The 22,469-nt window shown below is 51.7% G+C and carries 22 protein-coding genes; 6 read left to right on the top strand and 16 right to left on the bottom strand.

Annotated features, from left to right (window positions below; all coding sequences use genetic code 11):
* Positions 1 to 249: 249 nt before the first annotated feature.
* Together NST84_RS13715 and NST84_RS13710 are read left to right on the top strand one after the other, a co-directional pair.
* Positions 250 to 984 (top strand): AzlC family ABC transporter permease, encoded by a 735-nt coding sequence (locus tag NST84_RS13715; protein ID WP_342566096.1) that lies wholly within the window; start codon positions 250 to 252, stop codon positions 982 to 984.
* The gene (locus NST84_RS13710; RefSeq protein ID WP_342566095.1) at positions 975 to 1,301 is read left to right on the top strand and encodes an AzlD domain-containing protein; all 327 of its coding nucleotides are present in this window, start codon (positions 975 to 977) and stop codon (positions 1,299 to 1,301) included. The genes NST84_RS13715 and NST84_RS13710 overlap by 10 nt, the downstream gene beginning before the upstream one ends.
* A gap of 70 nt (positions 1,302 to 1,371) precedes the next feature.
* Here NST84_RS13710 and NST84_RS13705 read toward each other — a convergent pair whose 3' ends face one another.
* The 7 genes from NST84_RS13705 to NST84_RS13675 form a co-directional block, all read right to left on the bottom strand.
* Positions 1,372 to 2,709: a hypothetical protein gene (locus NST84_RS13705; protein ID WP_342566094.1), complete on the bottom strand. Its 1,338-nt coding sequence runs from the start codon at positions 2,707 to 2,709 to the stop codon at positions 1,372 to 1,374.
* Positions 2,706 to 3,788 carry a DUF58 domain-containing protein gene (locus NST84_RS13700; RefSeq protein ID WP_342566093.1) on the bottom strand — a complete coding sequence of 361 codons (1,083 nt, stop codon included), beginning with the start codon at positions 3,786 to 3,788 and terminating at the stop codon, positions 2,706 to 2,708. The genes NST84_RS13705 and NST84_RS13700 overlap by 4 nt, the downstream gene beginning before the upstream one ends.
* Positions 3,789 to 3,791: 3 nt before the next feature.
* A complete protein-coding gene (locus NST84_RS13695) occupies positions 3,792 to 4,769 on the bottom strand; it encodes a MoxR family ATPase (protein ID WP_342566092.1) in 978 nt (325 codons plus the stop codon).
* A 94-nt stretch (positions 4,770 to 4,863) separates the two neighbouring features.
* Complete coding sequence (locus NST84_RS13690; protein ID WP_342566091.1) at positions 4,864 to 5,955, bottom strand: GerAB/ArcD/ProY family transporter; 1,092 nt, start codon at positions 5,953 to 5,955, stop codon at positions 4,864 to 4,866.
* A gap of 22 nt (positions 5,956 to 5,977) precedes the next feature.
* Positions 5,978 to 7,138, bottom strand: a complete 1,161-nt coding sequence (locus NST84_RS13685; RefSeq protein ID WP_342566090.1) for a Ger(x)C family spore germination protein — start codon at positions 7,136 to 7,138, stop codon at positions 5,978 to 5,980.
* Positions 7,135 to 8,583, bottom strand: a complete 1,449-nt coding sequence (locus tag NST84_RS13680) for a spore germination protein (protein ID WP_342566089.1) — start codon at positions 8,581 to 8,583, stop codon at positions 7,135 to 7,137. The genes NST84_RS13685 and NST84_RS13680 overlap by 4 nt, the downstream gene beginning before the upstream one ends.
* Before the next feature lie 288 nt (positions 8,584 to 8,871).
* A complete protein-coding gene (locus NST84_RS13675; protein ID WP_342566088.1) occupies positions 8,872 to 9,732 on the bottom strand; it encodes a DUF421 domain-containing protein in 861 nt (286 codons plus the stop codon).
* Positions 9,733 to 9,950: 218 nt separating this feature from the next.
* Between NST84_RS13675 and NST84_RS13670 the strand changes: the two genes are divergently transcribed.
* Positions 9,951 to 10,157, top strand: a complete 207-nt coding sequence (locus tag NST84_RS13670) for a DUF1657 domain-containing protein (RefSeq protein WP_342566087.1) — start codon at positions 9,951 to 9,953, stop codon at positions 10,155 to 10,157.
* A gap of 85 nt (positions 10,158 to 10,242) precedes the next feature.
* On the opposite strand, the gene NST84_RS13665 is transcribed toward NST84_RS13670, so the two are convergent.
* Positions 10,243 to 11,316: a Gfo/Idh/MocA family oxidoreductase gene (locus NST84_RS13665; protein WP_342566086.1), complete on the bottom strand. Its 1,074-nt coding sequence runs from the start codon at positions 11,314 to 11,316 to the stop codon at positions 10,243 to 10,245.
* 15 nt (positions 11,317 to 11,331) lie between these two features.
* Positions 11,332 to 12,219 (bottom strand): sugar phosphate isomerase/epimerase, encoded by an 888-nt coding sequence (locus tag NST84_RS13660; RefSeq protein WP_342566085.1) that lies wholly within the window; start codon positions 12,217 to 12,219, stop codon positions 11,332 to 11,334.
* A gap of 124 nt (positions 12,220 to 12,343) precedes the next feature.
* On the opposite strand from NST84_RS13660, the gene NST84_RS13655 reads away from it, so the two are divergent.
* Entirely contained in the window at positions 12,344 to 13,231 is an 888-nt protein-coding gene (locus NST84_RS13655; RefSeq protein ID WP_342566084.1) for an AraC family transcriptional regulator, read from the top strand.
* A 65-nt stretch (positions 13,232 to 13,296) separates the two neighbouring features.
* On the opposite strand, the gene NST84_RS13650 is transcribed toward NST84_RS13655, so the two are convergent.
* The 3 genes from NST84_RS13650 to NST84_RS13640 all read right to left on the bottom strand — a co-directional run bounded on the left by NST84_RS13650 (position 13,297) and on the right by NST84_RS13640 (position 16,284).
* On the bottom strand, positions 13,297 to 14,103 hold the full coding sequence (locus NST84_RS13650; protein ID WP_342566083.1) for a DUF3221 domain-containing protein: 807 nt from the start codon (positions 14,101 to 14,103) through the stop codon (positions 13,297 to 13,299).
* 67 nt (positions 14,104 to 14,170) lie between these two features.
* Positions 14,171 to 15,331: a Gfo/Idh/MocA family oxidoreductase gene (locus NST84_RS13645; protein WP_342566082.1), complete on the bottom strand. Its 1,161-nt coding sequence runs from the start codon at positions 15,329 to 15,331 to the stop codon at positions 14,171 to 14,173.
* An 86-nt stretch (positions 15,332 to 15,417) separates the two neighbouring features.
* On the bottom strand, positions 15,418 to 16,284 hold the full coding sequence (locus tag NST84_RS13640) for a LysR family transcriptional regulator (protein WP_342566081.1): 867 nt from the start codon (positions 16,282 to 16,284) through the stop codon (positions 15,418 to 15,420).
* 126 nt (positions 16,285 to 16,410) lie between these two features.
* Here NST84_RS13640 and NST84_RS13635 point away from each other — a divergent pair, with 126 nt between their 5' ends.
* Positions 16,411 to 17,316, top strand: a complete 906-nt coding sequence (locus NST84_RS13635) for a DMT family transporter (protein WP_342566080.1) — start codon at positions 16,411 to 16,413, stop codon at positions 17,314 to 17,316.
* Between the two features lie 82 nt (positions 17,317 to 17,398).
* Here the strand turns inward: NST84_RS13635 and NST84_RS13630 are convergent, their stop codons facing one another.
* Positions 17,399 to 18,166: a stalk domain-containing protein gene (locus NST84_RS13630; RefSeq protein ID WP_342566079.1), complete on the bottom strand. Its 768-nt coding sequence runs from the start codon at positions 18,164 to 18,166 to the stop codon at positions 17,399 to 17,401.
* Between the two features lie 230 nt (positions 18,167 to 18,396).
* Here NST84_RS13630 and NST84_RS13625 point away from each other — a divergent pair, with 230 nt between their 5' ends.
* A complete protein-coding gene (locus NST84_RS13625; RefSeq protein ID WP_342566078.1) occupies positions 18,397 to 19,380 on the top strand; it encodes an ABC transporter substrate-binding protein in 984 nt (327 codons plus the stop codon).
* Between the two features lie 32 nt (positions 19,381 to 19,412).
* Here NST84_RS13625 and NST84_RS13620 read toward each other — a convergent pair whose 3' ends face one another.
* The 3 genes from NST84_RS13620 to NST84_RS13610 all read right to left on the bottom strand — a co-directional run bounded on the left by NST84_RS13620 (position 19,413) and on the right by NST84_RS13610 (position 22,443).
* On the bottom strand, positions 19,413 to 20,183 hold the full coding sequence (locus NST84_RS13620) for a M15 family metallopeptidase (RefSeq protein WP_342566077.1): 771 nt from the start codon (positions 20,181 to 20,183) through the stop codon (positions 19,413 to 19,415).
* A 175-nt stretch (positions 20,184 to 20,358) separates the two neighbouring features.
* Positions 20,359 to 21,813: a DHA2 family efflux MFS transporter permease subunit gene (locus NST84_RS13615; RefSeq protein ID WP_342566429.1), complete on the bottom strand. Its 1,455-nt coding sequence runs from the start codon at positions 21,811 to 21,813 to the stop codon at positions 20,359 to 20,361.
* Positions 21,814 to 21,864: 51 nt separating this feature from the next.
* Positions 21,865 to 22,443, bottom strand: a complete 579-nt coding sequence (locus NST84_RS13610) for a TetR/AcrR family transcriptional regulator (RefSeq protein WP_342566076.1) — start codon at positions 22,441 to 22,443, stop codon at positions 21,865 to 21,867.
* Positions 22,444 to 22,469 lie beyond the last annotated feature (26 nt).

The raw sequence follows: 22,469 nt of genomic DNA, 5'->3' as shown, positions 1-22,469 counted from the left end.
ATAAGAAGCCCCTCAGCCGGTGTTTTCTCCAAAACACACATGGACTGGGGGACTTCATTATCTAAAAGAGATGAGCTAATTCAAAAGGTCCCGCCGCATGAAACCATGCGGACGGGACCTTTTTTTACACTTCCGCTGCACAGCATCGAAAGATTTCCCTTGCCAACCGGCGGAAATTATACGATATTAAGATAATGTGTTTTTCCTGCGTTGCGTTAATTAAAGACAGGCTGAAAGGAGGCCGCACTCATGAAATCCGAATCCGTACAGGCGGGGCTCCCTGCAGCACCAGACCAGGAAGAAGGCTTCCTGCAGGGAGTCAAGGATTGTATTCCAACTTTACTCGGTTACCTGAGCATCGGCTTTGCCGCCGGTGTTGTCGAGAAAACCGCCGGCCTCTCTCTGGCTGAAATCGCTCTGATTTCCATTATTTTGTATGCCGGATCCGCCCAGTTTATTGCCGCCGGAATGATTGCAGCCGGCAGTACGGCGACCAGCATCATTATTACGATTCTGCTGGTTAACCTCCGGCATCTGCTGCTAAGTGCAGCCCTTTCACCGTACTTCCGCCACCTGACACCGCTGCGCAACCTGCTGATCGGCACCCTGCTGACGGATGAGACCTTCGGCGTAGCGATCCAGCGAAGCGCACGCAAGAAGGCCATCAGCGAGAAGTGGATGCATGGGCTCAACATTACCGCCTACCTGAACTGGATCATCGCCAATCTTGCCGGTGCGGTACTCGGGCAATGGATTTCGAGTCCGGAGGAATGGGGCCTCGACTTTGCCCTTCCGGCTATGTTCATCGGACTACTGGTGCTAACCCTGATCAGCAGAAGCCGGTATGCGCTGGATATAACAGTCGGACTGATTGCCATGGTCATCGCGGTTGGCCTGTCCATTCTCTGGTCTCCCAGTATCGGCGTCATTGCCGCTGCGGTTATAGCCTCAACGATAGGAGCTGTGCTGGAAAAATGGAAGTGAGACCCGATATATTCCTGATTATTCTCGGGGCGGCACTGGTTACGTTCATTCCCCGCGTGCTGCCGCTGATGCTGCTAAGCCGGATTAGCATCCCCGAATGGGGAATGCGCTGGCTCAATTATATGCCAATTGCCGTCATGGCCGCACTTGTCGCACAGGAACTGTTCATCGATGGCGGGCAATTTGCCGCCCTGACCACCAATGTGGAGCTGATCGCAGCCCTGCCTGCTTTCTGGGTAGCCATCAAAACCCGCAGCCTGCTGGGTACCGTCCTGACCGGTGTTCTGGCTCTGATGCTGCTAAGACTGCTGTTCTGATAAGCACAGACTTTTAAAAGCTCAATCACCATCCTCAGCCCCGGAAGCACTTCATGCTGCTCCGGGGCTGTTAGAGCTTCAGCTGTTTTTTGAGCTGATCCAGCTGTTCAGGCTCTTTAGCGGAAGCTGTCGTCTGCCCGTACCGGGCTTCATTGTACAACTGCAGCAATTCAGCTGCGGAAGCCTCACTTCCTATGCGCTCTCCTTTGCGGCCCTGCTTCCTGTCCCCGGACCATTCTGCCACATCGGCTCCGGTCTCCTGCGGGGTCAGGTGGCTTTTGAGCTTGTATCCTTCGGCTGCTCTGGCATTCAGCCAGTGGCGGTAGAGCCAGCGCACACGCTCGCGGCTGCCGTCCATGGCTTCCCAGCGGTCGTTCCGCCCGCCGGGCTTCAGCCGGCTGCGCCAATACTCTCTCAGGTTCTGCACGGTTCTATCCCAGGCAAAAACGCTTGCTTCTTCATCTTTAAATCCGGTCTGCTCCTGTGCACTCTCCCGCCGCAGGATGGCCAGCAGCGCATCGACCACCCGGCGGAAAATGCCGCTGCTGTTTCTGTACAGCCAGCGAAGGCCGAAATAGAGTACGGCAAGCACGACAACCGCGGCAAGGCTATAGAAGAGTATATCAAGAATTGCAGACAGCAGACCCGGCTCTTTAATCTCGGTTTGCAGAAATTCCTGGGATGCAGGCATGCCCTGCCGCCCTAACGGCGCTTCCTCAGATTTGGATAACAGCCTGGAGAGCAGGCCAAAGAGCATATAGAATGCACCCAACACCAGCGTTGCAATGGCCTTGGCTGCGCCGGAAGCCAGCAATACTGCTGCCAGAATGAACAACAGTACATACATCCGGTTATGCCGCCGCATCCCGAGCGGCAGCCGTTCAGTCCCGGCTGCGAAGGAGTTATAGCGCATAAAGCTGATATTGGTATTCAGCAGCGCAAGCACAAGGCATAGGCCGCCGCACCAGCTCAGCAGAGTCAGACTATGCTGAAGCTCGGGCACCCGTGCATATATAATAACCGCCGCGAAATAGACGAACAGACCGATGGCATAAGTCTTCAACCCCTGCTCCCGGCCAGCCGCACTCATTCCCAGATAGGCAAACAGGGCACTGACAGCCATCAAGGGAATGATATTAGGCTCCATTCCCCCTAAAATGAACCCCGCGGTAAGTCCAAGCGGCAGTGATGCCAGAATCTGCAGCCACCTGCGCTTAAAGACATGCCGCAGCAGGATTCCTGCCAGAGATACCAGAGGCAGAATGAAATACCACGGAAACAAAGCCTGCTCTGGCTGCAGATATACTTCAAGGAACACCCATAACGGAAGAAACAGCAATCCTTCAATCAGACAGTCCAGCCACAGCCTTAAGGAAGCCGTCAACGTTTCCCTGTACCCGCTGCTCATGCGCTGTCCCTCCCCTCTCCCGGGATATCCAGCCAGGCTACACCATTGCCGAGCTGCTTCAGCTCCTCTGCCGCAAACATTAATTCAGCCCCGCGGTGGCAGCTGATAATCAGATAGTCATTGTCAGCCGGGCTGCTCTCGGCTTCAAGCTCCAGCAGCCGTGACATGGGGATGGTCCGGTCCAGCTGCAGGCGGGCCAGCAGGCCGAGCATCTCCAGCAGGCTGCCCGTCGGTCCGGCATTCACAGACTCGGACTCGCCGTCCAGTCTTCCGTTGGACATCAGCCCGATTTCAAGGCCGTGTCCGGCTGCATACTCCGCTACAGTCGCAGCGTACCGGATCCCCAGCTCAATCCGTTCCGGCTCTGTAATATTACGCCACATCGCGTCGCTGACCTCCACATTCAGGCAGATAATCAGCCTGGCATCGGCAGTATGATCCTTTTGATGCACCTGCATCACGCCAGTACGGGCTGTTGCCTTCCAGTTCATGCCGCCGAGCGAGTCACCCGGCCTGTATTCCCTGGTGCCTGCCGTCAGGAACGGGTCCTCCACAATCCAGCGTTTGACCGGCAGCTCGCCGAGCCAGCTGTGGACAGGCAGCGGCAGCTCGTACACATCCATCATCTGCGGATACACCAGCAGCTCCAGCTGCAGCGGGAACGTTTTGCTTCTGCGGCTCATCCCGAACAAATCGCCGGTCGTCATCGTTGCCGATTCCAGCCGGAACAAGCCGCGCCGGGCGCAGCGGATCTGATGCCGGCGTTTGATGTGCCGGTAGGACCGCAGGTAAAACAGGCTGATATGATTCTGATAGATATCACCGCTGCTGACACCAAGATTATCCTGGCTGCCGAATTCAAGTCCGTTGGCAATGCTGGACTCCAGGCGCAGCCAGGGCAGCGGCAGCAGCTTGCGGTTGACAATCTCCTCTACCATCTCTATCTGCTCGCCCTGATAGACGGCGGACACAGAGAAATAACGGGTATAGCTGAGGTTTTTGAGCGCATTGCGCTGGTAGATTACAGACACAAGCACCAGCAGCAGAAGCGTGCTGATAATAAACCAGGGAAGGGACATACGCTACGCTCCCCTTCCGCCTCTGCCCGCCGGAACCGGTTCGGCCGGAACCTCCACTTCGCGCAGGATTTGCTGCACCGTTTCCGCAGCCTGTCCCTCCCGCGACCCCGGGCCGCGCTGAATGACCAGCCGGTGTGCAAGTACCGGCCCCGCCACTGCCTTAATATCATCAGGGATCACATAATCCCTGCCTTGAATCAAGGCATAGCCCTGAGAAGCGCGCAGCAGCGCGAAGCCTGCGCGCGGACTGGCGCCAAGCTTGACCGCCGGCGCCTTGCGGGTTGCTTCCACAATCTGCATCAGGTAAGCCAGCAGATCATCGCTTATATTCACTGCCGCTGCCAGCCGCTGGGCCTCCTGAATCTGCTTCGCATCGGCAACAGCGGCCGTGTCCTCCAGCGGATTGTTCAGCCGGAACCGCTGCAGAATCCGCACGCCCTCCTCAAAAGCAGGATAGCCGCTCGTTATCCGCAGCAGGAACCGGTCCAGCTGCGCCTCAGGCAGCGGAAAGGTTCCCTGGCTGTCGACCGGATTCTGCGTAGCAATAACCAGGAACGGCGCTTCCAGCCCATGGGTCACACCGTCGATGGTAATCTGGCGCTCCTCCATACATTCCAGCAGGCTGGACTGGGTCCGCGGAGTCGCGCGGTTGATTTCATCCGCCAGCAGAATGCTGGCAAATACCGGACCCGGCCGGAATTCGAAATCCCCGGTCTTCTGATTGTAGTAATTGATGCCGCTCAGATCTGAAGGCAATAAATCAGGGGTAAACTGGATGCGTTTGAACGGACAGTCCAGAGAGCGGGCCAGTGTCTTGGCCAGCAGGGTTTTCCCGGTGCCGGGAACGTCCTCCAGCAGCACATGGCCGTTGGCCAGCAGCGCTGTTAGCAGCAGGTCAACCCCGGCCTCTTTTCCTACGATAACCTTTGAGAGATTGTTACGGATTGCGCCGATCAGCTCACCGGCCTCTTGAATGTTCATGAAGCATTCCACCATCCTATCGTCTTTAAGGTATGTACTAAAGCTTAATCATACCAGAAAGCGCATCCAATTTATAATAAATAAGTCGCAGCGTTCAGCTGGCAGGCTTATTTAACTTGGATTTCAGGAAGGCGGCCATACAATAATAGACGGGAATACACTCTACAACCAGCCAAACGCATACCGCAGTGTATGAGCTGAAATCCTTGTAGTACCTGGTTATACTGCGGGAATAGAGGTAGGCAATAAGTACGGAACACATGACGAGGAACGGGACCACCACCTTTTTCCCCTTCTGCTTCGTTAAGTACATGGCGCACTTGCTTGCCGCATAGATCATAAAGGAGCTATGAATGAACATTGACGCTGACCAGATCCCGATCAGAATCGGGTCCAGATTTCCCAGAATATCGTCATGAGACGAGCTGCGCACCATATCAAGGTAAGGATACTGCAGATCCCTTCCCAGATGCGGACCGAAATTCAGCATGGTGAGCGTCCACCCGGACAGCACAAGTACAGTCAATACCAGCTCGGCAAACAGAATTTTTTTAAGCATGTTATTGTTAATTTTTAACTCAGGCGCAACAAACAGGAACACAACCCACTCCGCAAACCATGAGCTGACGCCAAACGATCCCTTTATAGTATTACCAAGGTCAAAGTAGTGGATAAAAGCCGGGAGCATCTGAAAATTGGCATTAGGCAGAAAAAGATACAGCGAAAAGCAAGTGGTGACGATCAGCAGCAGGAAAACGCCGTCCGCCATATAGATAATTGTAGCTAATCCCTTAGCAGCCGTATACGCAATAACCATGCCGATTACGAGCTGGATAATGAGCGGCGGAGTACCCCGCATATAGTTCGAACCGAAGAACAGCACGAAATTTCCAATGTCATAAGAGGCATAGTATACACACCAGCATAACAGTAAAAACACTAGAACACCGTGTACCCATTTGCCCATATACTGCTCTCCGAACTGCACCCAGGACTGGCCCGGTTTCAGCTTCCCGACCTTGATCATAAAAAGCAGCAGGATGATCGATAATGCGCTCCCTATCAATATCGACGTCCAGCCCTGATATGCCGAGCCTGAAACTATAATCGGAATCAGAAAAATGGAGGTCTGTGAGTTGAAATAGACCAGACTGAAACGGAACATCTGCCAGTTCGTTGTACGCATAGGTCCTCCTTTGCCTGATCCTTTATTTGCTTGCCCCATAATCTACAATGCTTATATCAGTCGTCACGACGATCGCTGCCCTGTCAGCATAATAATCGCTCCAGCGTTCTCTTAGCTTCATCCATTCCTTGGGATGGTTCCATTCGAGCAGCATTCCAAGCTGAAGAACATCTGCTCCTGCCTCCTGGGTATGCTCTATTGCTTTTTTCACCTCAGAAACGACCTTCTCCTCAAGCTTGGACTTGATCAGACTGTTGTGATCCATTGCCTCGTCAGTAGTATTGTCGTCAAAAAGAGTGATGCTGGCTTTCCCCTTTAATCTGATGTAGAAAACCGGTCCGTCTGCAGTAATCCGCACTTTTCTGGATACTTTATCATTGTAGAAAAGAGCGCTGGCCTTTCCTTTACTTTCCTGCTCGTTCCACATTACAGTGTACATGGGAAGCGTCAGATGACCTGACAGGTCTCCGGCTGCCCAGGATAGCGCCCTGCTCTCCTCACTGTTTAGGGTTCCTGTCATTTTCTTACCGTTGAACAGCATCACCCCTTGTACCCCCGCCCATCTCACCGGTTCGCCCTGCTCCTTTTCATCCGGCTTCACGCCAAAGGAAAGATAGTTCATGGCATAACCCATATTGTTAGCCTCTGCCAGCAGACAATCACGGATTGTAGTAGCATAGGTCAGATTCAGCTCGGAAAAGTTTCTCAGCACCTGGTCCGGAAGCTGCTCATAAATCGCAGATAATCTGGCCACCTCGCTGGCTTTGCCCGGTGCTGCCATAATGTAGGCGCCCTGCGGAATTTCGGGCTGCCGTTTACACCACTCAAGCAGTTCATGAATACCATTAGCCGCATATTCCTTACCGATGACAACCGCCTTAATATGTGAAATTTCCAGACGGCGGGAAAGGTCCTTTTGAATCATAATGATGGCATCTGTAATCGTGTGTGCTGTTTTGGTTACCGATGAGTAGCTTTTGCCCTGGGCGGTTCCTCCCTGGGTGCCGGATACGAGGCGGTTGGGCAGCGGCGTACTAATGGTTAGTTCAACGGTTCCGGGCTCTGCTCCGGCATCAACATACATACCGAATATAAAGGTAAGCTGATCCAGCTCAAGCTTTGACCAGCAGCCGGTCAAGCCAAACAGCAGCAGCAGAGCAAGTCCCAGCTTGAGCAGCTTCATTTCGGTCTCTGCCTCCTGTCATTCTTGCTGCCGGTAAAGGAAGTGCTCCGCTTGGTCATGAACGGATTAGGCACACGCAGCAGGGTATCCTTCCAGTCCTCCATGACGAGCGGAGCTAACGGCTGCAGATATGGGGTGCCGAACGATTTTAAATGCGCCAGATGCCCGTAAATAATAAAAACGGCAACAATAACGCCGAGCAGCCCCAAAGTACCTCCAAGCAGCAGCAGCACGAACCGCAGCAGCCGGAAGGTCAGCCCCAGCTCGAGATGCGGAATGATGTATGACGCGATCCCGGTTATCGAGACCACAATGACCATCGGCGCAGACACAATACCCGCCTGAACCGCTGCCTGGCCGATTACGATACCGCCAATGATGGAAACAGTCTGTCCGACGGGCTTCGGTATCCGGGTACCGGCTTCCCTGAGAGCTTCGAAAGTCAGCTCCATGATGAGCGCTTCCGTCAGGGCCGAGAAAGGAATGTTCTCGCGCGCAGCTGCGATTGTCAGAAGCAGGTCAGACGGGATAATCTGGGAATGGAATGTTGTTACAGCTACATAAAAAGCCGGGAGCACCATGGAAATCAGCGAAAAGAAGAACCGGACCAGTCTGATCCAGCTGCCGGCGTAAAAGCTCTGATAATAATCTTCTGAGGACTGCAGCAGTGATAACAGCGTCACCGGGGTCAGCAGTGCGGAAGGCGTACCGTCCTGCATGATGCATACACGCCCTTCCATCAGGGAGGCGGCGACAGAATCGGGACGTTCTGTATACTGGAATACCGGAAACGGCGAAAAATTGCCCTGCTTCACATGCTCAGCGATGTAGCTGATGCCAAGGGCGCCGTCCATATTCAAATTTTCCAGTACCTCTTCAATTTCAGCGAGGATTTCCGGCTTATAGAGACCTTCTATATAGACCAGATAAACATCTGTTTTTGTATATTTCCCGATGGAAAAATGCTTGGTCTTCAGATCGGCATGCTTGATCTTGTGACGCAGCAGTGACAAATTGGTTGCCACATCCTCAATGAAGGCCTCCTGGGGACCAATAACGACCAGCTCATTCTGTGACTCGGAGACCGCTCTTTTCTGATAATGGGCAATTTCAAAATAGTACAAAAACGGCAGTCCTTCGATGTACAGCACCGCATTGCCGCTGACAGCCAGCTCCACCGCCCGGTCTACCTCATAGACTTTGATGTAGGGGATAGCAAAGGCTGATCCATGATCCAGACGTTTCAGAAACCCCGGCCAGTCCGGCTCTGCATTAGCCTCCGACTTCAGCGGGGAGGCGACGAACTCCTGCAGGCTGAGCGTATCGACTATGGACGGGATATAGATCAGCATACAGGACTGCCCGTGAATATTAATTGACTGGTATACAGCATCGCTGCAGCCTTGCAGCTGCTCTTTAATGGCGTCCAGTACACTTGCTGCCATTTCTTCCCGCCTCCTCCGGAGTTAATGGTGAATCTGACTTAGTTTGCCAAGTCCCGCTGGAAATATACACCGCAGGCTCGCTCTGCGTACAGCAAAAAGACCGGCATCCTGCCGGTCCTCCATTTAATCCTTCTGTTATGACGATCAGTGTCCCATCACCGGATGCGGCACATAAGGCTCCCCCAGGCTGATGATTTTCTCAGTACTCGTTCTCTAGACATCCAATAACGCTGTCTGTCTGAAAACCAAAAGGTAGACAGTACAGGCTTTTTATCAGGATGCTCAAGGTCAGTTTTGAATAAAGGGCTTCAATTCCTGCAGCAGCTTCTGCAGTTTGTCCGAGCTTTCCCCGTACAACTGTTTCGCTTCCTGGTTGCTGGTGGATAGACTGAACAGCTCCAGATCCGCTTCGCATTTTTTGAGGAGGGCATAGAGCTGCGGCTTGTCCTGGGGCTGCGGCACCTGCACCTTGTCGGCATAAAGATCAACCGTCAGCTCCCCGTAGGAATCCACCTGCCCCAGAAAAACATTCTCCACCGTAAGACCCTGCTTTTCCAGCTCCCCCTTCAGCCAGCTGCGCGACAAATTGAGATCATCCAGCGGTTTATCCAATATTTTGCCGTCCATGATGACTGCCTGCGTCTCCTTTTCAGGCGCCACCTTCATCCCCAGATCCTTGGGGGTCAGCGGCTGATTTTCCTTTTTAAGCAGAACATTAACGGCACCGTCCGACTCCATAATCGCAAACTCCACATTGGCCACCGTAAAAACATCCTTTTTGCGCAGCTCCTCCAGCAGCTCATCCGTAGTCAGCTTTTCTTTACGCAGCGTATCCTCCATAATCTTGCCGTCCTTGATCAGTACGCTTGATTTAAAGTCAATGAAATCACGGGCCTTTTTGCTTTTAATCTGCAGATATTCGATCCCCAGTGAAAAGGCCACCCACACGAGCAGGGCAATTATCCCCAGATGCCATGTCTTGTCCGTATCCAGCGAAATATAAGCTGCCACACTACCTATGGTAATTCCCGTAATATACTCAAAAAAAGAAAGCTGTGAAACCTGTCTTTTGCCAAGCAGCTTGGTCAAAAAGAACAAGACCACAACAGCAAATATAGTTCGTACAATGACCTCTAGCCATTCCGGCATGCTGATCCCCCCGTAAATTCCAGTTATGTTCGTGCTTGTGCTTATTCATTATTTGTCAAAAGAGGGGTAAATTACTCACTTTCCATTCATCTTCTGATGTTTCGTCAACGTTTTTTATCCGTACAGGCTGCTTAAAATTACCTGAATTGCCTGCGGCCAGGCTGTTAATACTAGTTGACAGTCAAATGTAAATCTAGAGATGTGGAGGGAAACAAGTTATGACCGTTGCTTCGCAAGTGAAAACCTGCCTGTCTTCGCTCAAAAGCGCCCAGGCCAGCCTTGAGCAGTTTGCTATGGAGACCCAGAATGAGGAAGCCAAGACCCTGTTTACCAATGCCGCTGAACAGACTCAGCAGATCGTTGAACAGGTTGAAGGCCGGGTTACCCAGCTGGAGAAGGAAGAGCCGCAGTATAGAGGTTTTTAGCTTTAGTTGGCAAAATGAAAAAAGAGGCTGTCTCCCTGCACACTTCTGCAGGACGGGACAGCCTCTTTGTCATTATCCTTTCCGCCTAGATACCGGCTTTCTGCTGCAGCTCCGCGCCTGCCCGGTTCAACAAGTCGGTGATTTCCAGCTTGCGTCCGGTTCTGGCACTCTCCAGAGCACCGATTACCATGGCCATACTATAAATGTTATCCCGGCAGTCTGTTTCAGCAGGCCGCTGCTCACTGAGAGACTGGAACATTTCACGAAGGCAGCCGTGATGGAAGGTCTCTTCCATTGGAACTTCTTCTGCTTCAATCCGCTCATACTCCCGCAGAAAAGGTTCCGCGTTTCCGCTGTCCCGGATCACCTCGGCATAAGGCATACCCGTGCCGTCCCACAGGATAGCACCCCGCTCACCCTGCACCCGCCAGGATGCCTCCCAGGAGGTAGGTGCCCCTTCAGCACACCAGGAGCCCTGATAGCAGAATACGGAGCCGTCCGACATCTCAAAGATACAGACAGCCGCAGCATTGCCGGCATACCAGGAGCCTGGAGGATTAAACTCCTGGCAGTACACCGTAACCGGATCGGCGCCGCTGATGAACCTGGCCTGGTCGAAGGTATGGATCGCCATATCGAGCAGCAGCGGGCTGTCCATTGCATCCCTGAAGCCGCCGAAATGCGGAGCCAGGAAAAAGCTTGCCCCCACGAATCCAATCCGGCCGATCGTCCCTGCTTCAGCCAGATGCCGGAGCGAGCGGATGCGCGGGTCATAGCGGCGGTTCTGCATGACCGCATGGGACCGGCCGGTCCGTCCGGCAACGGCTACAATCTCTGTGCACTGCTCCAGCGATTCTGCCAGCGGCTTCTCGCTGAACACATCACAGCCCAGCTCAAGCGCTGCAGAAGCAATATGATAATGGCTGGAGGGAATAGTCACATCAAAAACCAGATTGGCTCCTGTCTCCTGAATAGCCTGTTTAATATCTGTGAACGAAGCTGCTGCAAGACCATGCTTGCCAGCCATTGCTTCAGCCGCCTCGATCCGGATATCGACCAGAGCTACAATTTCTGTATCTGGCCGCTTTAGGGCATAGCTGATCCACTCATTGGCCATGGCTCCGCAGCCGGCCACAGCCACACGATATTGTGCTGTCATTGCTTCAGCCTCCTTTTAAACCGGATTAGGCACAAAACTTCCGCCCCGGCATGTTTTCAGATAGTTCAATGCATGAACCTGTCCCGTCATTTCAAGATGATCGCGGTAAACCGGGTCATGCCAGCCTTCAATGTCAATCGTTCCTGTATAGCCCGCCTGACGCAGTATGCTTATAATATCCGTCCAGTTGGTGTCCCCGAAGCCCGGAGTGCGGTGCCACACATAATCTTTAGGTCCGTGGATGCCATATTCCTTCACGATGTCCCAGGCAATTGTCGCATCCTTGCCATGCACATGGAAAATTTTATCCGTCCACTTGCGCAGCTGCGGAATAGGATCAATCAGCTGAACCATCTGATGGCACGGCTCCCACTCCAGGCCGATATTGTCAGCCGGAACGGCATTGAACATTTTTTCCCAGGCGGTAGGGTTGTGCGCAATGTTCCAGTCGCCGGTTTTCCAGTTCCCGTCCATAGAGCAGTTTTCAAAAGCAATTCTGACCCCTTGATCTGCTGCTCTTTTGGACAGCTCGCCGAACACCTCAGCGAATTTGGGGAGCGACTCATCTATGGACAGGCCGGTCAGCCGGCCGGTGAAACCGTTTACGATATCAGTCCCGAATAAACGGGCATGGTCAATCAGCCGTTCCCAGCTGGCCAGTGTGTCCGCGTTATCACCAGCACCGGTTAAGGGATTACCAAACACCCCGATCGCCGAAATTACAAATTGATGCTCCTCAGCAAGCTCCCGCACCCGTGCCGCCGTATCAGCCAGATCTGTCTTGCCTGTAGTCTGCCAGAAGGTCAGGCTGTAGGATTCAAAGCCGTGCTTCGCAATCTGCGGGATCACTCTTACTGCATCCCCGCCTCCGACCAGTGTACCGATTCTCAGTGTATCTTCCATCTTGTCTACCACTCCAATATTGGTTTATAGTTAACTGAATAAACCAAGTATAAGGCTCATTCCAAGCAAAATCTCTCCTTATCTTGTGCTAAACTAGCTGAATCTTGTGGGAGTTGAATCCGGCATGTCCTATCCGAAAGAGCTTAAGGAGTATCCTCAGCTTGAAGAAAAAACCTACCCCTTCCGCGTATTCTTTAACGGGTGCAGGGATGCCCGGCCGGAGCAGAATATCCTGTTTCTGCACTGGCATGAGCATTTTGAAATTATCGTTATGCAAAAAGGCAGCGCTATCTTTCATGTGGACAGCAAACCCTATCCTGCAGCTGCAGGAGATGTGATTATTGTGCCTTCCGGCGGACTGCATGTCGGCTACAGCCTCGCTGGCGGGGACATAGAGTTTGTCTCCATCGTGTTCCATGCTTCGCTGTTCAAAGACAGGAACCTGGACTCCCAGCATGAGCAGTTTGTGGCACCGTATCTGGAGAACAGGTACCAGTTCCCGGTTAAGCCGGCAGACCAGCTTTCTGCCTGCGCTGACTACTACCCCCTGCTGGAATCCGTGATTCATGAGGTTCAGCTCAAGGGGCCGGCTTTTCAGCTGGTGGTGAAGAACCAGCTCCATCTGTTTTTTACGCTGCTGGCCCGTTCCTTTCCCCCGCAGCAGGTGGAGGGCAGGCAGCAGAGTGATCGGTATTCAGTTAACCGTGAACGTTTCAAGCCGCTGCTGGAGTATCTGGACAGCCACTATGACGAGAAGATCAGCATTGAATTCGCGGCGAAATTCGTAAATCTCAACCCTTATCATTTTTGCAAAACCTTCAAAAAGCTGACTGGGCGCACCTTCATCGATTACGTCAACCTGTGCAGGGTAGATGAGGCTGAGCGCCTGCTGCTGGAGACAAATGATACCATAACGGAAATCGCCGGCAAGGTGGGCTGTGACAATCCCAATTACTTCACAAAGCTCTATAAGCAATATAAAGGGGTTACTCCTTCTGCAGCGCGAAAATAACAGATTTGTCCATACAAAAAAAAGAGCACCATTCAGCTATTGCGAACGGTACTCTTCCTTATGTGCTACTCCATCAGTTCAATTCTCCGGACTGTGGCTTGGGCGGGCAGGGAATCCAGAACGGTTCCCGTCCCCCAGATATGCACCTGCTGTCCCGTCTTCAATCCGGAAACTTCTATTTTCTGCCCAGAAGCATCATATAGCTCCGAACGGTCATTGAAAGAGAACCAGTAGGTCGGTTGCTCTTTACCCGGTTCCAGGATCAGAATACTGTCTACAGTATCTGACTTTACTTCCACAATCGTTCCTGTTACGCTTGGCTCGCCCAGCTCCTGTGCCTCAAAGCGTATCATTCCGGGATCGATCAGCTGGTTCAGTGCCTCCTCTGCATTCTTCAGGTAATCGTCCGGTACGGAGACGGCCAGCTTGTTCTGCATGACATCAACCCAGGAACCGTAAAGATTAAGCTGATTGTGCAGATCCCGCTCTGCCAGCAGCTTTTGTGCGGCTTCAAGCTCACCCGCAGAGAATTTCACATCATGTAAGGTATAGCTGCCGGGAGAGAAGCTGCCTGCAAAAAGCTCCTCCACTCCACTGTTCAAGCCAACAATATTAATATGAACCTGGTTATTCTCCAGATAGATGTCTCCGTTAGCCAAAGCTTTTTCAGCCAGAAAGAGCTTGATCGCTTCAGGATCAGCTGCAGGCAGTTGTCTAGGCGATGTTCCCGCTCCATTTGCCGGCTCCGGGGAAAAACTTGCCGCTGGCGCAGCGTTACGGCTCTCATCTCCCGCATTCTCCGGTTCCGCACAGCCTGCAAGCAAAAGGCTAAACAAGCCCAAGCAGATTCCTGCTGTTTTCCATCTGAACATAATCAGCCGCCCTTCCGTGATTTCTACTTCTCTTAACGCACAGAAACCGGGAAAGGTTGCTAAATTTCTACATTTCCGATACCTGAACCCAGCGCCGTTCTTCAATGGAACGTTCCACTGCTTCCAGCACAGCCTGACATTTCACGCCATCATTAAAATTGGGCTCCGGCTGGCGGTCCTCGGCGATGGCCGTGGACAGCTCCAGCATTTCATGGATGAACGTGTGCTCGAAGCCGATCGTATGGCCTGGCGGCCACCAGGCCTCGGCATAATCATGTGCCGGATCAGTGGCAAGCACACGGCGGAATCCCTGCACATCCTCAGCGTCAGAGGTCAGATACACCTCCAGCTCATTCATCCGCTCAAAGTCGAATTTTACACTCCCCAGGCTCCCGTTAATTTCAAAAGAATTTGTTGAGCGGTGGCCGGCAGCAAACCTGGTTGCTTCAAAGCTGCCGATAGCCCCGCCTGCGAACCGTGCCAGGAACAGCGTCGCATCGTCCACAGTAACAGGGCCTCTTGGCGCATCCTTACCTGCCCGTGCGCTGAGTCCGGTCATCTCCGAGGCCAGCGGGCGCTCCTTGACGAATGTTTCGCTCATGCCGATTACTTCCTGCACATCACCGACCAGGAAATGAGCCAGATCGATCAGATGAGCACCCAGATCGCCGTGTGAGCCCGATCCGGCTACTTCCTTCTGCAGTCTCCAGACTAGCGGAAATTCCGGATCAAGAATCCAGTCCTGCAGAAACCAGGCGCGGAAATGATAGATTTGTCCAAGCCGTCCGCTCTCGATCAGCCGCTTGGCCAGCCGCACTGCCGGAGAGAACCGGTAATTGAAGCCAATCATATGTTTAACACCGGCTGCGTCGGCTGCTTCCAGCATCTCGCGTGAATCTGCCAGATTCAGCGCCAGAGGTTTTTCGCAGAAGATATGCTTGCCTGCCTTTGCAGCTGCGAGTGCAATTTCCTTGTGGGCGTTGCTTGGCGCATTGATATCAATAAGGTCGATATCTTCTCTTCCAACCAGCTCCTGCCAGTCAGTCACACTCTCGGACCAGCCCAGCTGGCCGGCCGCAGCGGACACTGCCTCTTCATTGCGGCCGCAGATGACCGCCATCTCCGGCTTCAGCGCCTGCGGAAAAAACATCGGCAGACTGCGGTAAGCATTACTGTGCGCCTTCCCCATAAACTTGTAACCGATCATTCCAATGCGAAGCTGTTTCATCTAACTCCTCCTCGAATGAATTCGTTTTCATATAAAACTTCTATTATTGTAACATAATCATCCGGCTTCTATCATCCTCCCGAAAATCAACCCAGCCACTCCCGGGCATGCTTAAGAAACCGGCGTGTCGCAGGCGAAGCGTATTTCAGTGAATGAACGGCTATCCCCAGCGAACGGAAGCTGCGCTCCTCCAGTTCCAGCATAGCAACATTATGGTTCTGGCGGGTGATGATCATCTCCGGCAGGATACTGATGCCCAGCCCGTTTTCCACCATGGCAATAATCGCTGAATCATCACCTACCGTAAATTTGATGTTCGGTTTGATTCCCGCCTTGTCCAGCACCCGTCTGGCATCATAATCGGAGCCCGGCTTCTGGATTATAAAATCCTCGTGGGCGATCTGGGCAAGCGGCATATAGGGAGCATTCGCCAGGGGGTGTTCCCTGGAAAGAACCGCGAGCATACGGTCCTGCTTCAGCGGAAACACCTCAAATTTATCACGCGTCGGCAAAGAAATGAACCCGCAGTCAATCAGCCCCGACTCGATCCACTGTTCTATTTCGTAGTACCCGCCCTCCAGCAGCTTGAATTCAATGTACGGGTATTCCTTGCGGAATTCCTTAATCATGCCCGGCAGCCAATAAACCGACACACTGGTAAAGGTACCGATTGTAATCGTCCCGGTCTCCAGCCCGTGAATATCAGCTACCTGCTGCTTCAGCTGCTCATTCCACTTGAGAATTTCCCGCATCGCCGGCACGATCTGTTCCCCATTGACCGTCAGCTTGACACCGGAACGGCTTCTCAGCAGCAAAGGGAACCCGAATTCATGTTCCAGGCTGCTGATGGTGTGGCTGATCCCGGACTGGGTAAAGCCCATCACCTCAGCTGCCCTGGTCAAACTGCCCAGCTCGACTACGCTCAGAAACACCTCATATTTGCTTAAACTCAAAAAATCAGCTCCTGTACTTTACATGAATTTCTCTCATGTATCCCATGATAAACATTCAGTTACCTTATGTATTTGGCAGTATTATACTATAATCACATGATAAGAAAAAGGATGCTGATGATTAAAATGAAGCCGCGTAAGGCTGAGCTGCTGCTCATAATGGTAACGCTGTTTTGGGGTTCCTCCTATATTTTTATGAAAATGGGCCTGGATTCACTAGGAGAATTTAATCTGATCGCCCTGCGCTTCGGTCTCGCATTTATATTGGCAGCTATTCTGTTCCACAAACGCCTGCGCAGCAGCATCAATCTCCGGACACTGAAATATGCATCCCTGTTAGGCTTACTGTTGCTCGGCGTGTTCACTTGCATCACCTTCGGCCTCCAGACAACAACAATGTCCAACGCCGGTTTTCTGGTAGCACTGACTGTGGTGTTTGTGCCTATGCTTGAAGTTCTTGTCTTCCGCAAAAAAGTAGCTCCGCCGCAGATTTTCGGCACTGTGCTTGCTATCGCTGGAATCGGGCTGCTTACGCTGAACGGCTCGCTGCATATCCAGCCCGGCGACTTCCTTTGCATTCTGGCCGCCTTGTTTTATGCTGTGCAGATTCTGGTTACAGCCAGAGCCGTCAAAAGCTGTGACTCCCTGAATATCGGTATTCTCCAGCTTGGATTCGCAGGCGGATATGCGCTGGTTTTGTCCGCTATTTTTGAAGCTCCGTCACTGCCGTCCAGCATGCCCGGCTGGATTGCTATACTGGCGCTCGGCATTCTTTGCAGCGCCTGCGGGTTCATCCTCCAGCCTGTTGCGCAGCAGTACACAACACCGACACGCACAGGACTGATCTTCTCTCTGGAGCCGGTATTCGCGGCATTCTTCGGCTACTGGTTCGCCGGGGAGCAGCTGTCGCTGCAAGGGTATGCCGGGGCAGCGCTGGTGATGCTGGGTATTGTCGCTTCCGAGCTGCTGGGCAAAATGCCTGCGGATTCCCACCCGCTGCGCGGCTTAAAGAAGCGCAGGGCCCATTTATAAGCTGCTGTGCAAACAGCCCCGGAGCGAAGAATCCGGGGCTGTTTTTTATATATCCGGCTAGATCCAGAAACCTGCCAGTTTACTAAGGATTAGCCAAAGCCTTCTCTGCATCTGCCGGCGTAAGCTTCAATCCGGTTAATTTACCGGTGCTGTCCACAATCAGTGTCAAAGCAGCTTCAGACGCCGAAAACGTCAGCGTACTCTGAATGGTGTATGCATTCTCCTTCCACTCACTGACGGCGGATTTGACTCCGAGATAATTCCCCGCAGCCCCAGCCACCTGCTCCCAGCTCTGCCGGATCAGCGGCAGGGCCAGTGCGTCACTGCTGACGCTGCTGATATATCTTCTTTGCAGCTCCTCATATTGCCCCGTTGCCAGCAAGGTGGTCACCGCACCAGCCGTTACTTCAGGCGAATAAATTTCCGCCTGATTACTTGCCGGATTATACCCGGCAATTAGTCCGAGCGAGGTCAAAAAAGACAGCGGCACATACAGCCGTCCCTGTCTCGTTTCAATAGAGCCTTCATATGTTACCTTTTGCTTATCGGCCAAAATAATTTCCCGGCTGCTTAGCTTAAACTCAATCCTTTCTGCTGCCCGGCTTAGCTGTACTGTACCAGTGCTGCCTTTATACGTTATTTTGTACTTCAGCGACTCTGCAACTTCCCTTAGGGGCACCAGTACATTTGCACCGCTCTTGTAAGTAGATGAATCTGCCAGCTGAAGGGCTTGTCCGTTTACAACAACACTCAGGTTTGCCGCTGCTTTTGCCTCATTAACCGTCCCTATCCCTGTTCCTGCTCCCAATAACAGAATACTAAGGATCACGGCTGCGACTCTGCTCTTCATCCCGATCACACCTCTCCTGTATTAGAATTATTATGCACGCTGACTGCAGGGACTAGTCTTATAGTAAACAATAACCCTTTCCCGGCGGTAATAACCTGTTTTATGTAAAACAAGCTCAGGTTGTCATTATTATTGCCTTAGTAGAACGAGAGTATTGTACAATAAGAAAAGATATGGTAAATTCATCTTTAGTGATAATGATTATCATTATTAAATAGAGGGGGTTCATCATGTTTTCTTTAAAAAGATACAGTTCACTGCTATGCTGCACGATCCTCATTATTCTGCTCTTGGCCGCCTGCGGCAGTAATACCAATAACAGCACGGAGGCTGCTAATGCATCCACTACAGCAACTCCGGTACAGACTGTTGAACCTTCAGCTGCCGGCGATACCCGGAGCTTTAAAGATGCCAAAGGACGCCAGACTGATATCCCGGCAGATCCGCAGCGGATTGTATATGTAGGCAGTGATCCCGGTGATCTGCTCGCAATGGATGTGAAGCCAGTCGGAGCCAGCCTCAGTGTTATCGGGCCACAGGTAGCCTATCCGGACCTGCTCGAAGGAATCGAGGATGTCGGTTATCCCCCTTCACTGGAGAAAATAGTAGCCCTCAATCCGGACCTCATTCTGTTTAATGACTGGGATGAATCGGGAATTGATTCCATAGCGGCTATTGCCCCTACAGTTGTGATTGGTGAAGGCGGCACTTATGAACGTCTTAAAATGATTGCCGCGGCACTGGGCAAAGAGGATGTCGCCGATCAGAAGATTGCTGAGTATGAAGTAAAAGCAGCTGCGGTCAAGGACCAGCTTAAGCTGGATCTCGGCTCCGGTGACACGGCTACGATCTATCTGCAGCTAGGCAAGACGCTGTATGTGATGGGGCATCAGGGGATTTCAGTGTCACTCTATGATATGCTGGGCTTCAAGCCGTCTCCTAAAGTTCAGGAGATGATTGATAAGGACGAGCGGTTTGCGGAAATTTCAGCTGAGGTTCTGGCTGATTATGCCGGTGACGAGGTGTTTGTGCTCGGTGATGAGACGGCGGAAACCTCCGCCGCCGTAAAGGATTTAATGGAAGGCCCTATTTGGAAGACCATTCCTGCGGTGAAGAATGGCCATGTGTATGTCACAGACAGCAAATGGAACTTTGATGATCTGATTACCCGGAACCGCCTGCTTGAGGAGCTGCCAGTGCTGATGGCTAAATAATCTCTCTGCTGCCCTTATATCTGTGATACGCTCTATTCCACATTAAAATCGAAATATTTCGCCGGATAAGGCTCATTGTTCAGTGTAAAATGCCACCATTCCTTGGCATACGGCTTAAAGCCATGTTTGGCCATCGCATCCTTCAGGATTTTGCGGTTCTGATGCTGGACAGTGTTGACCAATGTAGTATTATAATAAGAAATATCGCCAAAAAAATCATACGGGCTGCCCATATCAACCAGGGTGCCCGTTTTTTTGTCGGCCAGCGTGAGATCCACCGTGCTCCCCCGGGAATGCCCTGATTTCTTCGAGATAAACCCCAGTTTAAATAAATTCTTCTTATCAAGCTCCGGATAATACAGCTGCTTATTGATAACATCCGAAGCATCCTGTGACCAGGCGACAAAGCGGTTAACCGCCTTTTGCGGACGGTAAGCATCATAAATTCTTAGAATGTAACCTTTAGCGGAGAGGTCCTCACTCACCTTTTTCAGGGCGTTTGCCGCCTTGGAGGTAGAGATAGCTAAAGGTGCCTTATAACCGCTGACCGGCGCACCTGTAAAATTGTATTTTCCATAGTAGCTGATCTGATATTGTGCTTCCGGAATCACCTCATCAAGGTAAACGAACCCCGACGGCAGCTTGTCCTTCTTCACAACATTGTTGATTGCCGGTTTCCAGGCTGTATCCTGGCCGGTTGCGGCTTGTGCGGATGCCTCACTATTAGCCGAAACTAACAGTATTGCAGCGGTAATTAACGGACTTAACGCAAAACATTTTGACCTGTAATTAATTTGCCTCATTCCTCATGCTTCCCCTTCCTTTTATTACTTCCCTGTCAACTGATACCCGCTGTTATCCAGCAGCTTCAAAAGCTGTTTAATCAACCTATTATAAAATTGGTCATGAAAAAAAGACATATCCTTATACAGATATGTCTCATAATTTTGAATATTAATGGATGCTCAAAAAAAACTATTAGTGCATCGGTGCCTGTGATTTATGCTGTATAACAACACGTTTGATGAAAAACGCTACAATCAGGCCGATCACAGCCATCACCATTCCGAATACAAAAGCGTTCTGTACCCCATGGGTAAAGGCAGCCAGCGCATTCAGCGGGTTGGAAGCGTCAGTAACAGTTTCCATATAATTTTTGGTACCGGAAGTCATGATGCTGACAGCGAGCGCAGTACCGATTGCACCGGCTACCTGCTGCAGTGTGTTCATGATCGCCGTGCCGTGAGGATAGTACTCCAGCGGCAGCTGATTGATACCGTTTGTCTGTGCAGGCATCATGATCATCGAAATCCCGATCATCAGGGCGCTGTGCAGCACGATTACGAAAATAACAGTCGATGTAGCGGTAATGCTGGAGAAGAACCACAGCGATACTGCCACAACTACCAGACCCGGAATAACAAGCCATTTCGGACCATATTTATCAAACAAACGACCCATAATCGGGGACATCAGACCATTGATAATACCGCCCGGCAGGAGCAGAAGACCTGCTTTGAACGCCGAGTAGCCCTGACCCTGCTGAAGATACATCGGAAGAATCAGCATGGAGGAAAGAATGATCATCATACAGATAAAGATCATCAGTACAGCTACTGTAAACATCGGGTATTTAAAAGCCCGCAGGTTAATCATCGGCTGCTTCATCGTCAGCTGACGAATGACGAACAGGACAAGGGCAATCACGCCGATGGCAATTGCAGCAATAACCTTGGTGCTTCCCCAGCCGCCTTCTTCACCGGCGCTGCTGAATCCGAATACGATACCGCCGAAACCGGCGGAGGACAGAATAATCGACAGTACATCAATCTTTGGCTTGGTAACCTCAGAGACATTCTGCATGAAAAGAATTCCGCTGATCAGAGACAATACAAGGAACGGAAGTGACAGCCAGAAGATCCAGTGCCAGGTCAGGTTGGAGATCAATAGACCGGCAATTGTCGGTCCGATTGCAGGTGCAACCATGATGACGAGACCGATGAGTCCCATCGCTGCTCCTCTTTTTTCAGGCGGGATAATGACCAGAATCGTATTAAACATCAGCGGCAGCAGCAGGGCTGTACCCATCGCCTGCACCACGCGCGCGAGCAGCAAAATTTCAAAAGACGGTGCCATTGCCGCAATAAAGGTTCCCAAGATCGAGAAGCTCAGCGCAGCTACAAATAGCTGTCTAGTTGTAAACCATTGCAGCAGCATACCGGAAATCGGAACGAGGATGCCCAGAGTCAGCAGATAGGCGGTAGTCAGCCATTGTGCAGTTGATGCTGTAATCTGCAGTATATTCATTAAATCTGATAGTGCGACATTCAGCGCCGTTTCACTGAACATGCCGATGAATCCCGCGAGCAATAGGGAAACAAGAATCGGAATTGTTTTAAACTTCTTTACCTCTGGTTGTTGCTTGCCTTGCATTGTTGCTTCCACTCTTGTATCCTCCTGATTTGTAAAGTTTCTCTCTGTTTGTTAACCCAGTATGGCTGGAATAACCTGTACCGCTGCAAGCAGCGGCTGTGTGCTCTTATAAGTCAGCGCCTGAAGCAGCGCACCCTCATACAGCGAAACGACGACAGAAGCCTTGTCCGAGGCAAGCTGCTCATCGACGCCTTCTTTCAGCAGACTGTGCATAATCACATCCTGCCAGTCCTTAAAGACTGATTGGCAGGCCGAGCGCAGCTCGTCACTGACACAGGAGGTTTCAACGGCGACCCAGAAGCTGAAGGGAACAAAACCTTCAAATGAAGTCTCCTCAGCCTTCCTGGCCACTTCCAGTATGAAATCCTGTATCATGGCGGTTGTACTCGATTGCGTTTCTGCATAATGACTTAGCAGCTGGGCAACAAATACACTTGTCCGGCTGATGCAGGTCAAAGCCAGCTCCTCTTTTCCGCGGGGAAAATAATAATAAAGCGATCCCTTGGGTGAGTCACTGTCTTTAATAATCTGATTCAGGCCGGTCGCGTGATAGCCTTGTGTGAAAAACAATCTCGAAGCGGTGTCCACAATCGCCTCACGCGTATTGTGCTTGTTCGACAAGCTCAACACTTCCTTTACCTTTTATAACAATCGGT

The organism is Paenibacillus sp. FSL R7-0345, assembly GCF_038595055.1.
GTDB lineage: Bacteria > Bacillota > Bacilli > Paenibacillales > Paenibacillaceae > Paenibacillus_AQ.
The sequence above is the reverse complement of the archived record's forward strand: the minus strand, read 5'-3'. Positions and strand labels throughout refer to the sequence as shown.

Coding starts and splice junctions, on each gene's coding strand:
- NST84_RS13715 (WP_342566096.1), top strand. CDS start 250: ATGAAATCCGAATCCGTACAGGCGGGGCTCCCTGCAGCACCAGACCAG.
- NST84_RS13710 (WP_342566095.1), top strand. CDS start 975: ATGGAAGTGAGACCCGATATATTCCTGATTATTCTCGGGGCGGCACTG.
- NST84_RS13705 (WP_342566094.1), bottom strand. CDS start 2,709: ATGAGCAGCGGGTACAGGGAAACGTTGACGGCTTCCTTAAGGCTGTGG.
- NST84_RS13700 (WP_342566093.1), bottom strand. CDS start 3,788: ATGTCCCTTCCCTGGTTTATTATCAGCACGCTTCTGCTGCTGGTGCTT.
- NST84_RS13695 (WP_342566092.1), bottom strand. CDS start 4,769: ATGAACATTCAAGAGGCCGGTGAGCTGATCGGCGCAATCCGTAACAAT.
- NST84_RS13690 (WP_342566091.1), bottom strand. CDS start 5,955: ATGCGTACAACGAACTGGCAGATGTTCCGTTTCAGTCTGGTCTATTTC.
- NST84_RS13685 (WP_342566090.1), bottom strand. CDS start 7,138: ATGAAGCTGCTCAAGCTGGGACTTGCTCTGCTGCTGCTGTTTGGCTTG.
- NST84_RS13680 (WP_342566089.1), bottom strand. CDS start 8,583: ATGGCAGCAAGTGTACTGGACGCCATTAAAGAGCAGCTGCAAGGCTGC.
- NST84_RS13675 (WP_342566088.1), bottom strand. CDS start 9,732: ATGCCGGAATGGCTAGAGGTCATTGTACGAACTATATTTGCTGTTGTG.
- NST84_RS13670 (WP_342566087.1), top strand. CDS start 9,951: ATGACCGTTGCTTCGCAAGTGAAAACCTGCCTGTCTTCGCTCAAAAGC.
- NST84_RS13665 (WP_342566086.1), bottom strand. CDS start 11,316: ATGACAGCACAATATCGTGTGGCTGTGGCCGGCTGCGGAGCCATGGCC.
- NST84_RS13660 (WP_342566085.1), bottom strand. CDS start 12,219: ATGGAAGATACACTGAGAATCGGTACACTGGTCGGAGGCGGGGATGCA.
- NST84_RS13655 (WP_342566084.1), top strand. CDS start 12,344: ATGTCCTATCCGAAAGAGCTTAAGGAGTATCCTCAGCTTGAAGAAAAA.
- NST84_RS13650 (WP_342566083.1), bottom strand. CDS start 14,103: ATGTTCAGATGGAAAACAGCAGGAATCTGCTTGGGCTTGTTTAGCCTT.
- NST84_RS13645 (WP_342566082.1), bottom strand. CDS start 15,331: ATGAAACAGCTTCGCATTGGAATGATCGGTTACAAGTTTATGGGGAAG.
- NST84_RS13635 (WP_342566080.1), top strand. CDS start 16,411: ATGAAGCCGCGTAAGGCTGAGCTGCTGCTCATAATGGTAACGCTGTTT.
- NST84_RS13630 (WP_342566079.1), bottom strand. CDS start 18,166: ATGAAGAGCAGAGTCGCAGCCGTGATCCTTAGTATTCTGTTATTGGGA.
- NST84_RS13625 (WP_342566078.1), top strand. CDS start 18,397: ATGTTTTCTTTAAAAAGATACAGTTCACTGCTATGCTGCACGATCCTC.
- NST84_RS13620 (WP_342566077.1), bottom strand. CDS start 20,183: ATGAGGCAAATTAATTACAGGTCAAAATGTTTTGCGTTAAGTCCGTTA.
- NST84_RS13615 (WP_342566429.1), bottom strand. CDS start 21,813: ATGCAAGGCAAGCAACAACCAGAGGTAAAGAAGTTTAAAACAATTCCG.